This window comes from Gammaproteobacteria bacterium, from assembly GCA_028817225.1.
Classification (GTDB): Bacteria; Pseudomonadota; Gammaproteobacteria; order Poriferisulfidales; family Oxydemutatoraceae; genus Oxydemutator.
This window is the reverse complement of the sequence record JAPPQC010000045.1, coordinates 1-14,375: the sequence shown is the minus strand read 5'-3', so window position 1 is coordinate 14,375 and position 14,375 is coordinate 1. Positions and strand designations below refer to the sequence as shown.

Genomic DNA, 14,375 nt, shown 5'->3' with positions numbered 1-14,375 from the left:
CACGCGCCGCGCACTCACCGCCGCACCTTCGGCAACATCGGCGCCACCGCCAGCCCCTGCACACCGCACACTCACCTCTCCACCTTCAGAATCGCCAGAAAAGCCTCTTGCGGCAGCGCGACCTTGCCGATGCGTTTCATGCGTTTTTTGCCGGCCTTTTGTTTCTCGAGCAGTTTGCGCTTGCGCGTCACATCGCCGCCGTAGCACTTGGCCGTCACATTCTTTCGCAGCGCCTTCGTCGTCGAGCGCGCGATGATGCGCGAGCCGACGGCGGCCTGAATCGCGATGTCAAACATCTGGCGCGGTATCAAGTCGCGCATCTTGTTGACCAGCGCGCGCCCCAGCGGCGCCGCGTTGTCCTTGTGCACAATCATTGAAAGCGCGTCCACGCGCTCGCCGTTGATCAGGATGTCAAGGCGCACCAGCGGCGCCTCGCGGAAGCCCGCCAACTGGTAGTCAAACGACGCATAGCCGCGCGTCAGCGACTTCAGGCGATCGAAGAAGTCAAAGACTATCTCGTTCAGCGGCAGGCGGAATTCCAGCGCCGCCTGCGCGCCGGTGTAGTGGATGGACTTCTGCTCGCCGCGCTTTTCCATGCACAGGCCGATGACGGCGCCGATGTATTCCTTCGGCGCCAGTATCGTCGCGCCGATGACCGGCTCTTCAATATGGGCGATGCGGTTGGGCGGCGGCAGCATGTCGGGGTTGTGCACCTCGGCGACGCCGCCGTCGGTGAGACGGACGCGGTAGGTCACCGTCGGCGCCGTCGTCACCAGGTCGCGCCCGTATTCGCGCTCCAGGCGTTCCTGCACGACTTCCATGTGCAGCAGGCCGAGAAAACCGCAGCGGAAACCGAAGCCGAGCGCCTGCGAAGTCTCCGGCTCGCAGTGCAGCGCGGCGTCGTTCAGGCCCAGTTTATCCAGGGCGTCGCGCAAGTCCTTGTAGTCGTCGGAGTCCGCCGGGTAGAGGCCGGCGAACACGCGCGGCTGTATCTTCTCAAAGCCGGGCAGCGGCTGCGCCGCCGGCGCGCCGGCGTCGGTCAGCGTGTCGCCGACGCGCGCCGCGCCGGTGTCCTTGATGCCGGCGGTCACAAAGCCGACCTCGCCGGCCTCAAGCGCCGCCTTCTCGACGCGCTCCGGCGTGAACACGCCGACGGCCTCCACCTGGTGCACGGCGCCGCTCGCCATCGCCATGATGCGGCGGCGCGGCGCCAGTTTCCCGTCCATCACGCGCACCAGCGCGACCACGCCAAGATACGGGTCAAACCACGAGTCAATCACCAGCGCCTTCAGCGGCTTGTCCGGGTCGCCGCGCGGCGGCGGAATCTCGCGCACGATGCGTTCCAGCAGTTCGGCTACGCCGTCGCCGGTCTTGGCGCTGACGCGGCTGGCGCCGCCGGCTTCCAGGCCGATGAGGTCGCCGATTTCGCGCGCGGCGCGCTCGGCGTCGGCCACCGCCAGGTCCATCTTGTTCAGCACCGGCAGCACCTCCAGGCCCTGGCCGATGGCGGCGTAGCAGTTGGCGATGCTCTGCGCCTCAACGCCCTGCGTCGCGTCCACGACCAGCAGCGCGCCCTCGCACGCCGACAGCGAGCGCGACACCTCGTAGCCGAAGTCCACATGGCCGGGCGTATCAATCAGGTTCAACTGGTAGGCGCCGCCGTCGCCGGCGCGGTAGTGCAGCGACACCGCCTGCGCCTTGATGGTGATGCCGCGTTCGCGCTCGATGTCCATTGAGTCAAGCACCTGGTGCTCCATTTTGCGCTCGCTGAGACTGCCGCACAACTGGATGAAGCGGTCGGCGAGGGTGGATTTGCCGTGGTCAATGTGCGCGATGATGGAAAAATTGCGGATGTGGTTCATGTCAAAAGACGATTATAATCGCACAGGCGGCCCGGTGTAACCTCCGGCCCGCAGAACGGCACAAAAGGCGGCACACAACGGCGGGATTGAACGGCATGACGGACAACACAGGCGGCGCGCGCGCGCTCGGCGTCGTCATGGACGACATCGGCGGCATCCACCCCGCCAAGGACACCACATTGGGGCTGATGGAGGCGGCGCAGCGGCGCAACTGGCGGCTGTTTTATGTTGAGCAGCGCGGCCTGTTTCTGCACAACGGCAACGCCTGCGCGCGCGCGCGCGAAGTGCGCGTGTCGCTCGACAACGAACGCTGGCACGAATTCACCGGCGCCGCGCGCGACATGGAACTGGCGTCGCTCGACGCGGTGCTGATGCGAAAAGACCCGCCGCTTGACATGGAATACTTCTACACCTGCCAGATACTCGAGCACGCGGCGCGCGCCGGCGTCGTCGTCGTCAACCGCCCGCGCGGCATCTGCACCGTCAACGAGAAAATCCTCGCGCAGGAGTTTCCCGGCGCCTTCCCGGAAACGCTGGTGAGTCGCGACGCGCGCCGCCTCGCCGCGTTTGTCGAGCGCCACCGCGACACCGTCGTCAAGCCGCTCGACAACATGGGCGGCGCGTCGGTGTTTCGCGTTCGCAGCGACGATGTCAACGCCTCGACGCTGCTGGAGACGATGACGCGCGACTCCACGCGCACGGTGATGCTGCAAGCGCTGATACCGCAGTACCGCGACGGCGACAAGCGCATCCTCGTCATCGGCGGGCGCCCGGTGCCGAAGACGATCCGGCGCGTGCCGGCGGCGGGCGAACTGCGCGCCAACATCGCCGCCGGCGGCAGCGCCGAGGTGGCGGAACTGGAGCCGGGCGATGTGCGGCTGTGCGAACGCATCGCGCCGCGCCTGAACGAACTGCAACTGCTGTTCGTCGGCCTGGATGTCATCGGCGGGCGCCTGACCGAAATCAATGTAACCAGCCCGACCTGCGCGCGCGAACTGGAACGCGCCACCGGCCTGGACATCACCGGGCAGGTGATTGAAGCGATTGAGGGCAAGGTGGAGGCGGCAAGAAAGAACCATGGCAAGTGACAGCGACAAGGTGCTGGGCTTTGACTACGGGCTTGCGCGCATCGGCGTCGCCGTCGGTGATGTGCACACGCGCATCGTGCAGCCGCTGACGACGCTGGCGTGCAGGAAGGGCAGCCCCGAATGGCGCCGCATTGAGGCGCTGCTGCAAACCTGGCTGCCGTGCCGCGTCGTCGTCGGCAAACCGGGCGACACCTCGCCGCCGGAACTGCTGCACGCGCTGAACCGCTTTGTGTCGGGCCTGCGCCGCCGTTTCAACGGGCCGGTGGAGACGGCGGACGAGGCGTGGACATCAAACGACGCCTACCGCCTGCTGAAACAGCGCCGCAGCGCCGGCGGCGCCCGAATCCGCAAGGAAGAGATTGACAAAACCGCCGCCGCGCTGATATTGGAGGGGTGGCTGTCGCGGATGGAGCCGGCGGACGGCGTATTATAAGGAAGACAACCGTGATGAACGCAGACAACCCCGGCAACGGCAGCGCCGCCGCCGGTGTGCATGAGGACAACAACCGATGAACGACATACAACCGGAAGCGTTGATAGAACAAATGGCGCGCGATTTGCGGGCGCTGATAGCCGAGCGCGGCCTGGACGACCCGGTCATCGCCGGCGTGCACACCGGCGGCGTCTGGGTCGCCGAACGCCTGCACCGCCTGCTCGGCGCGCGCGAGCGGCTCAGCACGCTCGACATCAACTTCTACCGCGACGATTTCAGCCGCATCGGGCTGTATCCGCGGGTCAGGCCGTCGGCGATTCACACCGACCTGACCGACCGGCATGTCATTCTCGTGGACGATGTGCTGCACACCGGGCGCACCGTCTGCGCCGCGCTGAACGAACTGTTTGACTATGGCCGCGCCGCCGCCGTCGTGCTCGCGGTGCTGATAGACCGCGGTGGCCGCGAAATGCCGGTCTGCGCCGATGTCTGCGGCGCCGCCGTCACGCCCGAACCTGGCCGCCAGATCAAACTGCGCGGCCCCGACCCGCTGCGGGTGGAAACGCTGTCGCCGAAGCCCTGACGGGGCGGCGGCTCTATGCGGTGCGGCGGCGCGCGCGGCGCGGCGATTTCAGCGCCAGCAGCAGCAGCAGCGCGGACAACGCCGCCAGCGCAACCGGGCCGAAGGCGCCGCTGTGGCTGCGGCTGCCGCTGCCGGCGGCGGCATTGCCGGCGCGAACGCCGAGCGGGTCCTTGATGATGCCGTTGGCCGCGCCGTCCTCGTCGTTCGGGCCGCCGTCCACGATATACACCACCAGGCAGGCGTCACCGCCGCGCTTGGCGCGCCGCAGCGTCTCGCCTTCGCGGTACGGGCTGCCCGCCGTCATCGTGTCGTCCGGGCACGCGCCGTCCTCTTGCAGTTGCGCAAAGCCGTAGTCGTTGTCGCCTTCCACGCTGAACGCCACATCCGACGGGTATTTCACCAGGCTCGCGCCGCTGTCATACAGGTCGCGCGGCAGCGGAATAATCACGCCCGCCGCGCCGCCGGTGCGGCTGTCCGATGTCACATCGGCGTAATCCACGCCGCCGATTTCAAAGTCATACACCACCGCCAGGTTGCTGGTGCTCGGCGGCGTCTCCGACGCAGAGTATTCGGCGTAGTCGTCCACCTGGTCGTTCGCCGTCGCCATCGCCAGCCGACGGAATGTCATCTCGCCAAGGCGCAGGTCGTGCAGCGGCAGCGCCGGGCGGATGTGGTGCCACGCACTCGCGCCCGCCGTCTCGTCCACCACCACCGGCAGGTGGTCGCTGTCGTCAAAGGCGTCTATCGCGTCAATGATCCCGTCGTTGTCCTCGTCATTGCCTCTCGCAGCCGTCGCCGCCAGCGGCGCGGTCGGCGCCGTTATCGGGAAGCGGTAGGTCGCCGTCGTAACGCCGCCGAAGCCGCCCGTTACCGCCACCTGAATCACCGCCGTGTTCGTCGTCGGCAAAAGATTGCCGCCCACAGTGAGGATAATCTCGTAGGCATTCAAACTGTCCAGGAATCTCTGCGTCCCGGCCGCCGCCGCCGAACTCAGCGCGCCGTCATGAGTCACCGCAACCGACACTCCGGCGCCGATGTCGTCGAGGTTTTCCACCACAACATACAGGCTTTGCACATTGGTTTCCCTCAGCACATGGGTCGTTTCACCGGGGTTGTTGGAAAACACCAGCCACGACCGGCCCAGTATCGGCGGCACCGGCGCGTTGATGCGCGTTACCTGCGTCCGCGGCACCAGGCCCAGCGAGTGCCGGCTGACTGACGGGAAGTTGACGGCGTCCGCGGCCGGGACATACAGCAGCGATGCGCCGCCTCCTGCGACACCCGCCGTCAATCCGGCAATCTCCCACACCGCCGACACCGCCGATGTGTCGGTCACCATCAGCGTCAGGTCCTCACCGCTGTTCCAGGTCGCCGTGAACATCGTCACCCTCGTTCCGGTTTCGATTTGCTCCGTTCTCGACAGTGCCAGCGTCAGCGGCTCGTTGGGCGTGCTGTCAAACGAGGCGCTCACCACGACCATGCCCGTCGTGTAGCGGCTTTGCGCGTCCATGTTCAGTTCCGGTATCCGCTGGATGACCATCTCCGGCAGGTTGCTGTCGGTGTTCGTCCTCACCGCCCACACACCGTCCGCCGACCGCGCAAGCCATGCAATCGTGTGATTCACGCCCGGACGGATGTCGCCCCAATCCACCGCCGCGCAGCCGCCGTCCGCCAGCGGCGCGGCGTAATTCACCGGAAACTGGCCGCTGGCGCACGCATAGGCGCCGTCGTAGCCGAAGGTGTCGCTGCTGTAATATGCGGTGATGGTCTGTGCCGCCGTCCGCGTCGTCGAAACGCCCACCGTCGAAACGCCCAGGTGCGCGCGCACGCCGTGTGCGCGAATGCCGGAATACGCCACCGGGTTGCGCGAAGCCGTGCGCCTGATGTCCAGCACCGGCTGCTGCGCATCGGTAACCGCCACAAACGGGTTGCCGGCGTCGCCGCTGATTCTCGCCTCCACCGCGTCCGGTATGCCGTCGCCGTCGGCGTCGGCCGTCAGGTGCTCATTGAGACCCGGCAGCAGCACGCTGGTGCCCGTGGTCATGTTGCGCCCGCCCGGCCCCGACAGGCCGCGCTCCAGCGCCGTGTCGTAAATCGCGTTGCCGCCGGAATGCGCGTAGTCAACCATCACATTGGCGGCGCCGCCCGTGATCGCGCGCGCAAGCGTCAGCCTCAACGCCGGGTTGGTCGCGTCCGGGAACGCCGCAACCGCGCTCACCGCAATGCCCGCCGCCGCCGACATCGCCGGCGCGCAGCAGTTTTCGGTTACCGTGAAGTCGCCGGCGTTCAGCGTCGTCAGGCTGGCCGCGTCGGTCGAAGCCGTCGCCCCCGACGGCGACGCCAGCACCTTGATGTTCTCGTTCATCTTCACCCACAGCACCTGCTGGCCGCCGGTCCAGCCGGGCTGTTCATCCGGGTCGGCGAAGCGCGGCGCCGCCAGATCAAGGCGGTTGATCACCGCCGTCCCCGATGTGGCGGCGGCCACGCTGATGCTGCCGCCGGCGCCGCGCGCACCGGTCAGCCGCAGCGTGAAGGTGTCTTCCTCGTCATCGTCATCCCTCGCAATCGCGACGCGGACAATGCCGGTTGTCACCGCGTCCGCCAGACCGGTCGGAAAGGCGATTCTGATTCTCTCGGTGCCCGTCAGCGACACAAAGTCGGCATCCACCGTGGTGCCGTGCACCACTTCCCAGTCAATCTCGACATCGCGCGTCGGAATGCCGCCGGTGAACTCCACCGGGAACATGGCATTCTCGCCCTCGTTGGCCGCCGGCGCGTCGCCGACCGACACCGTCGTCGCGTCGTCGTCAACATGGATGAAACTGATGTCGCCAATGCCGTCCACGCTGACATCGCCCGCGCTCTCGCCTCCGGTGAAGCGGACGACAATGGTCTGCGTGGACTCGTTGAACATGTCAGCCACCGGGCCAACCTGAAATTGCAGTGTCTGTCCGGCGCTGTTATAAACATCCCCGAAAGAGGTCACGGTCACCATGCCGTCCGTCTGCTCGGCCATGCCCACCGTATCGGAGGGATTCACGACGCTCCAGGAATTGTCGCCGCCGACGCCTCCGGTTGTGTCAAAAGTGACGGAAAGCGTGATGTCGTCGGTAACCAGAATTCCCGCAGGCCCGCCAATCGTCAGCGAAGCGCAGCCGCCACTGGATTCCACGGTGCATGCCGTATTCGCGGGAATCCTCGTCCTGAGAGACAGCGCAATCGTGTCGGATGTGCTGCGCGCGATGGTGCCGTTGGTGCGCTGCGGCAACGCCACATCCGGGTTGGCCGGGTTCAACTCCCACTCAATGGAGAACCGCTCCGCGCCCTCGTTCAGCGTGTCTTCCGCCAGTTGCAGCTCCACGGTCGCCGTCGCGCCGTCGGCGGCGCCGGCGGCGAAGGTCGCCGTGCCGCTGACCACATTAAAGTCTTCCGCAGGCTCCGCCGGGTTGGCGTTTGCGGTCGCCGCGCCCGTGACAACGCGCCACTCCACCATCACGGCCTCGCTTGAGGTGCCGCCGCCGGGGATGCTCATCGTCAATTCATACAGGTCGGCGCCGGTGTCGTCGCGCGACGCATCCTGTTCATACAGCGGCTCGCTGCGCATGGCGCCGGACGCGCGGGCGACCGACAACACCCGCGACGCCGCCGTGTTCTCCGGTATCGTTACCTGCGCGGCGTTGTCGTCGGGGCTTCTGGCAACCACGCCGGTTTCCGCCGTCAGCGTCGGGGAGGCGCCCAGCGTCACCGTCAGTGTCTCGGCGGTTTCCTCCAGGCTGTCGCTGTTGATGGACAGCGTAATCGTCGCCGTGCTCTGGCCCGCCGCAATCGTCACCTCGCCGCTGAGGGCCGCGCCCGCCGCGCCGGTGCCGCCGGTGAGGTCGGGCATCGCCTGCGTGTTGGCGTCGCCGGTGTTGCCCTGCGCGCCCACCTGCGCCGTCCACGGCACGACGACAGCGCCCGGCGCCGTTACCACGCCGCCGTCCGACTGCCGCACCAGGTTGACGGTGAATCGCGCGTCGCCGCCCTCAACCGCCGTGTTTTCAGCCGCCGCGATGGTGTAGTAGGCGTCGTCGTTGTCGGTGATGCGAATGATGGGGGCGCCGCCCGCCGCGCTCACCATGCCCGCCTGCGCCGTCCGGGTGATGTCGCCGGGGAGCAGCCCGAGGGACTCTTCCGCCTCCACCAGACTGTCATCCACCAGGCTAACCCTGAACTCGGTGCTGGAGGCGCCGGCAGGCACCGTTACACTGGCCGGAACGCCGCTGAACTCCGCCGACACCAGCGATGGCCGGCCGTTCAGCATGCCGCCGCCGCTTGCGCCAAGCGCCACGCTCACATCGCCTTCCGACGGGGCGCTCAAACTGAGAGTGAACCGCACTTCGCCGTCTTCCACCGCCGGATCCGGCGTGGCCGCAATGGAATAAGTGATCGCGTCGTTCCGCGCGATGGACACAGTCACCGAATCCGGCGACCGCGACACCGTGCCGCCGCCGCCGCCATCGGCCTCTATCGCGCCGAGCGAAACCAGCACGGTTTCAGTGCTTTCATTGACATTGTCCTGCTCAATCCGCAGGCGGACATTCTGCGTGCCGGTGGCGTTGAAAGTCAGCGTCGGCGTCAGCAGCGTGTAGTCGCCGGTCTCCGCCGGGTTGGCGCCGGCGCCGGCGGCGGCGGTGATGGCCACCCGCACACTCCCCGACGGCGCAAGGCCGGTCAGTTCAACCGGAATGACCATCTCGGCGCCTTCCGCGCCGTCCGCCGTTGCCGCGCCGAACGACAGGAAACGATCCGCGACGGGGTCGGCGGCGATGGTAACCGAAGTCCTGCTGACCTCGCTGCCGTCCGTCCACACCGCAATCTCCAGCGTTTCGGCGTCCTCACGCACGGTGTTGTCGTCGTCGGTGATGGTCAGCCTGATCGTGTCGCTGACGGGGTTGGCCTCGGTGTCGGTGCTGTGGGTCATCAGCGTCAGCGTGCCCATCGAGTTCATCGCGCCGATGCCGGCCGGCAGCGTGATGTCGTAATCGCCGGTGGTGATGGCGGTGCCCGTCACCTGAAAATGCACCGCCACCGCCGAGTTGAAGGCGCCGCCCGTCAGCGTGATGGTGAATTCGGCGTCGGTGTCGCCCTCGCTGAAATTGGCGCGGTTGGGCGTGACGCCGACCACCGGCGTCGGGAAGTCGTTGTCGTCTATCGTTACGGTCACCGTTGCCGAGCCGATTGCCGTCAACATCGGCGTGACGCTCGCCGTGCTGATCCGGACAGTGAAAGTCTCGCCGAATTCACGCATCACGCTGTCGTCAATGATGGGCACGGTGACGGCGACGCTGCGCCTGTCGGCGCCCAACTCGACCATGCCCGACACCACCGCCGTGTAGTCGCCGGGGCTGGCGGCGCTGCCGTCGGCGGTGTCATATTGCAGCATGAAGTTGTCGCGCTCAATGGCGCCGCCCGCCGCGGGGTCGGTGATGACGGCGGTCAGCGTTACCGTGCCGGCGCCTTCGCCCACCGTAACCGCCGTCTCCTGCCAGCCGACCGTGATCGTGTCGTTGTCGTTTATTCTCGCGTTCTGGATAAAGCCTTCTTCATTCTCCACTATCCAGTTGTTGGCGCAGCAGGAGCTACGATCCGCGTTGTTGTGCAGAGCGAAGCCAAAACCGAGGCACTCTGTATTTTCGGGAATGTTGTCGTCCACAACCTCGTAGTTCCGTGTAATGGAGTCATCTTCAGGTTGAATGACTCCGTCAAGCTGACTGTGCCCGCCGGCAAAGCGAAAATCCTGAGGCGCCGAACCGCCCTCTTTCGGCGCGAGGCAGTCTGGTCCCCGGCTGGGGCCGGCGCCCGCGCCAAAGGGAAGCCGGATGCCGGCGGCCGGGTGCACGCCGTCCCTGCGGTACAGCACCACGGAAAATGTATCTCCCTCACGGGCGTCAATGCTCGGGTAACCGCCCGTCACATAGAGGGCGCGCGGCGGATACACGGTAACCGCCACGGTGTCGGTGGCCACGGTGGTCTCGCCGGATGTCGTGGAGCGGCCGGTCAGGCGGAAGAAATACCGGTCGCTCGCCAGATCCCGTACGCCGTTCCCGCGCCTGTCGGTGGCCGTTGACACATTGAAGGTCACCATGGCGGCGCCGTTCGCAGCCGGCGTGCCGGTGGAGCCGGTCAGTTCGAAGCCGCCGACAACCAGGGCGGCTCCGGCATCGTCGGAGGCCACCTGCGCCCACTCGTAGGTCAACACGCCGCCGCCGCTGACAATGCCGTTGAGGGTGACCGCGCTGTTCTCATCCACCCGCTGGTCGCCGCCGCCGCTGACCGCCGCCGCTGTCTGGCCGAACACCTGCGAATGAAACGCCGGCGCCGCCAGCAGCGCCACGACCATGGCGGCGCGCAGGAACAACGGCGCGGCGGTTGCGCGGCGCTTTTTGCGCGCGTGTTGAGCATGTACAGTCATCATGGTTTGTTCGACACCGGCAGATTTCTTGTCCCCTCTGCGCGGGGCGTATTATACAACCCCTCCGCAAGCCCCTGCAAGCCCCTGCAAGCCCTTTGCGGCCTGCGCCGCCGGACGCCTGCGCCGTGCCGGGCGTGCCGGGCGCGCTTCAGCCGAAGACGCGGTGGGCATTGAAGACCGGGCCGTCCACGCAGACCCGTTTCATTGCGATGCCGCCGTTGTCGTCGCGCACGGCGACGGTGCAGCCGGCGCAGCCGCCGACGCCGCAGGCCATGGTCTCTTCCAGCGCGACCTGGCACGGCAGATTGAAGTGCGCGGCGATGCGCGCGATGTGTTGCAGCATCGGTAACGGGCCGCAGGCGAACATTGCCGTCGCCGCCAGTTCATCGGGCGGCGCCGCGTCCAGCCATTGCCGCGCAAGGTCGCCGACAGGGCCGCGATAACAATTCGCAAAGCCGCGCCCGCTGGCAAGACGCGCGGCGATGCCGCGCTGTTCAAGCGCGGCCATTGTTGCGCGGGCCTCGTCGCCGACGCCTGCGAACGGCAATGCCGAATCCGTCACATCAAAAGGAAACGGAATCTCCGAACCCATCAGCACCCGCGGCGTGTAGTTGGCCGCAGCGTCTTCGTGCGCGCGCGCCGCCAGGAACAGAATCGGCGGAATGCCGACGCCGCCGCCGACCAGCAGCAGATTGGGGCGTTCGGGCGACGGCGCGAACGCACGGCCAATCGGCCCGAGACTGTCCAGCACATCACCGGCGCAACACGCCGCAAGACGGCGGCTGCCCGCGCCGACGATCTTGTACAGCATCTCCACCTCGCCGCTGCCGGCGTCGGCGGACAGAATGGAATACGGGCGGCGCAGCGGCAAATCACCGGCGCAGCGCAAATGCATGAACTGGCCGGGCGCGGCGGCGGCGGCGCAGCGCGGCGCATGAAGTTTCAACACATATTGCCCGGCGTCAAACGCCTGCTGCCCGACAACATGCGCGCGCTCGGAAAAAATGCTACTCCGGCTCATGGACAACGCGCCCCTGATACAGCGTGCGGTGAACGCGGCCTGTCAGCGTGGCGCCGAGGAACGGGGTGTTTTTGCCGCTGCTGTGCAGGGTTTCGGGGGTTGCCCGCCATTCGGCGGCGGGGTTGAACAGGCAGAGGTCGGCGGCGGCGCCTTCGCGCAGTTGGCCGGCGGCGCCCGGCAGCAGCGCGCCCGGACGCGATGTAACCAGCGCCAGCGCGGCGGCAAGGCCGAAACCGTCTTCGGCGAGGGCGAGCACCAGCGGCAGCAGCGTCTCAAGCGCCGAAATCCCCGGCTCGCTGGACGGGAACGGCGCCAGTTTGGCGTTGATGTCGTGCGGCTGGTGGTCGGAGCAGACCGCGTCAATGACGCCGCTTCGCAGCCCGTCGCGCAGCGCCGCGCGGTCTTCCCCGGCGCGCAGCGGCGGCAGCACGCGGCAGTCGGAATTGAAGTCGCTGATGTCGTCTTCGGTCAGGAACAACTGGTGCGCGGCGACATCGGCGGACACCGGCAGGCCGCGCGCGCGCGCGTCGGCCAGCAATTCAACCGAGCGCGCGCACGACAGCCGGCAAAAATGCACGCGCGCGCCGGTTTCGGCGGCCAGCGCAAGGCACTGGCCGAGCGCCGCAATCTCCGCCGACGCCGGAATGCCGGCCAGCCCCAGGCGCGTCGCCACCGCGCCTTCGTGGGCGCAGCCGCCGGCGGCGAGCGCGCCGTCACAGGCGTGCAGAAACAGCGGCATTTCCAGCCCCGCCGCGTATTCCATCGCGCGGCGCAGCACGCGCAGGTCGGCGAACGGGTTCAGGTCGTTGCCGAGCGCGATGCAGCCGGCCTCTTGCAGCGCCGCCATCTCGCTCAGTTCGTCGCCGGCGAGGCCGCGGCTCAGCGCGCCGACTATCAGCACGCGGCAGAAACCGGCGGCGGCGGCGCGCTGCTCTATCAATTCAACGGTGGCGGGCGAGTCCACCGCCGGGCGCGTGCACGGCGTGCAGCACAGCGTCGTCACGCCGGCGGCGGCGGCGGCGCGGGTTTCCGAGAACACCGTGCCCTTGTATTCCAGGCCCGGCTCGCGCAATGACACGGCCAGGTCCACAAAGCCCGGCGCCGCGACAAGGCCGCCGGCCTCAATAATCTGGTGCGGCTCAAACGCCGGCGGCGCGGCGCCGACGGCGCGGATGATGCCGTCTTCAACGGCAATGTCGCCGACGCGCCCGGCGCCGCCGTCGGCGGGGTTCAATATCTGCGCGCCGCGTATCAGCAGGTTCGTCTTGTTCATCGCGGGCGTCCGCCGATCTGGCCGCTGACGGTCAGCGACATGACGGCCATGCGCACGGCGATGCCGTAGGCGACCTGGCGCAGGATGACGGAGCGGGCGCCGTCGGCGACCAGCGAACTGATTTCCACGCCGCGGTTGATCGGCCCCGGATGCATGACGATGGCGCCGGCGTCGGCCAGCGCGAGACGCGCCGAGGTGAGGCCGTAGCGCCGGTAGTATTCGCCCTCGCTCGGCAGGAAGCCGCCGCGCATCCGCTCGCGCTGCAAGCGCAGGATGATGACGACATCGGCGCCCGCCAGCGCGTCTTCAATGCGGCTGAAAACGCGCGCGCCGAGTTGCTCCACGCCCGCCGGCATCAGCGTTTGCGGGCCGGCCAGGCGGATGTCGCGCGCGCCGAGCAGGTTGAGCGCGGCGATTTGCGAGCGCGCCACGCGCGAATGGCGGATGTCGCCGACGATGGCGACGCGCAGCGCCGCAAAGTCCTTGCCGCAGCGGCGTATCGTGAACATGTCCAGCATCGCCTGCGTCGGGTGGGCGTGGCCGCCGTCGCCGGCGTTGACGACGGCGACGCCCTCGCCGACATTGCGGGCGATGAATTGCGCGGCGCCGCTGTCGCCGTGGCGGACGATGAACATGTCCACATCCATCGCGCGCATGTTGCGAAGCGTGTCAATCAGCGACTCGCCCTTCTGCACCGCGGCGGTGTCCATGTCCAGGTTCAGCACATCCGCCGACAGGCGCTTGGCCGCCAGTTCAAAGGTCGAGCGCGTGCGCGTGCTGGCCTCAAAGAACAGGTTGACGACGGTCTTGCCGCGCAGCAGCGGCACCTTGCCGGCGGCGCGGTCGCCGGCGCCGGCGAAGGATTCGGCGGTGTCAAGTATCTCGACAAGGTGTTCGCGGGCGAGGCCGGCGATGCACAGAAAATGGCGCAGCCGCCCGTGCTCGTCGAGTTGCAGGCGGGAAGGGGAAAGAGGGTCCGGTCGAACAGGAGTAGCCACTAAAACGCCATTGTAAGACGCCGCCGCGCGCCGCGTCAAGGCCGGCGGCGGGCGTTCAGTCGGGCAGTGCGGATTGCAGCACCGATTGGCGCTGGTCTTCGCGGAATTTCTTCAGCGCCTCGCGCAGCGGCGGGGAGTGCAGCGCCAGCAGCGCGCAGGCGAACAGGCCGGCGTTGGCGGCGCCGGCCTCGCCGACGGCGAAGGTCGCCACCGGCACGCCCTGCGGCATCTGCACAATGGAAAGCAGTGAATCGTGCCCCGACAGGTGGCGTCCGGGCACCGGCACGCCGAGCACCGGCAAGGTCGTCAGCGCCGCGACCATGCCCGGCAAGTGCGCGGCGCCGCCGGCGCCGGCGATGATGCATTGCAGGCCGCGCTCTTCGGCGCCGCGCGCGTAGTCAAACATCCACTCCGGCGTGCGGTGCGCCGAGACGACTTTTTTCTCAAACGGAATGGAGAAGCGTTGGAGTTGGCCTGCGGCGTGTTTCAGCACCGGCCAGTCGCCGGCGCTGCCCATGATCAGGCCGACGGACATCGCCGCCGCTCTATGCGGTGCGGCGACGGCGCGCAGACGCGCGGTGGGGCGATTTCAGCAGATACGCCAGCATCAGCAGCAGCAGCGCGGACAACGCCGCCAGCGCAACCGGGCCGAAGGCGCCGCTG

At 67.8% G+C, this 14,375-nt stretch carries 9 protein-coding genes; 3 read left to right on the top strand and 6 right to left on the bottom strand.

Annotated elements, in window-relative coordinates:
* Positions 1-71: 71 nt before the first annotated feature.
* Positions 72-1,862, bottom strand: coding sequence for a translation elongation factor 4 (lepA, locus tag OXU50_06200; protein MDD9869467.1), 1,791 nt, complete (start codon positions 1,860-1,862; stop codon positions 72-74).
* Between the two features lie 95 nt (positions 1,863-1,957).
* Between lepA and gshB the strand changes: the two genes are divergently transcribed.
* From gshB to pyrR, 3 genes are all read left to right on the top strand, one after another.
* The gene (gene gshB, locus OXU50_06195; protein MDD9869466.1) at positions 1,958-2,950 is read left to right on the top strand and encodes a glutathione synthase; all 993 of its coding nucleotides are present in this window, start codon (positions 1,958-1,960) and stop codon (positions 2,948-2,950) included.
* Positions 2,940-3,383: a Holliday junction resolvase RuvX gene (gene ruvX / locus OXU50_06190; GenBank protein MDD9869465.1), complete on the top strand. Its 444-nt coding sequence runs from the start codon at positions 2,940-2,942 to the stop codon at positions 3,381-3,383. Before gshB ends, ruvX begins: the two co-directional genes overlap by 11 nt.
* Positions 3,384-3,459: 76 nt before the next feature.
* Positions 3,460-3,966 (top strand): bifunctional pyr operon transcriptional regulator/uracil phosphoribosyltransferase PyrR, encoded by a 507-nt coding sequence (gene pyrR / locus OXU50_06185; protein MDD9869464.1) that lies wholly within the window; start codon positions 3,460-3,462, stop codon positions 3,964-3,966.
* Between the two features lie 13 nt (positions 3,967-3,979).
* Here the strand turns inward: pyrR and OXU50_06180 are convergent, their stop codons facing one another.
* The 5 genes from OXU50_06180 to purE all read right to left on the bottom strand — a co-directional run bounded on the left by OXU50_06180 (position 3,980) and on the right by purE (position 14,247).
* Positions 3,980-10,423: a hypothetical protein gene (locus OXU50_06180; GenBank protein ID MDD9869463.1), complete on the bottom strand. Its 6,444-nt coding sequence runs from the start codon at positions 10,421-10,423 to the stop codon at positions 3,980-3,982.
* A gap of 145 nt (positions 10,424-10,568) precedes the next feature.
* Positions 10,569-11,441 (bottom strand): dihydroorotate dehydrogenase electron transfer subunit, encoded by an 873-nt coding sequence (locus OXU50_06175; protein ID MDD9869462.1) that lies wholly within the window; start codon positions 11,439-11,441, stop codon positions 10,569-10,571.
* Positions 11,428-12,714 carry a dihydroorotase gene (locus tag OXU50_06170; GenBank protein MDD9869461.1) on the bottom strand — a complete coding sequence of 429 codons (1,287 nt, stop codon included), beginning with the start codon at positions 12,712-12,714 and terminating at the stop codon, positions 11,428-11,430. Before OXU50_06170 ends, OXU50_06175 begins: the two co-directional genes overlap by 14 nt.
* Positions 12,711-13,712, bottom strand: coding sequence for an aspartate carbamoyltransferase catalytic subunit (locus OXU50_06165; protein ID MDD9869460.1), 1,002 nt, complete (start codon positions 13,710-13,712; stop codon positions 12,711-12,713). The genes OXU50_06170 and OXU50_06165 overlap by 4 nt, the downstream gene beginning before the upstream one ends.
* Positions 13,713-13,767: 55 nt before the next feature.
* Positions 13,768-14,247: a 5-(carboxyamino)imidazole ribonucleotide mutase gene (purE, locus tag OXU50_06160; GenBank protein MDD9869459.1), complete on the bottom strand. Its 480-nt coding sequence runs from the start codon at positions 14,245-14,247 to the stop codon at positions 13,768-13,770.
* Positions 14,248-14,375 lie beyond the last annotated feature (128 nt).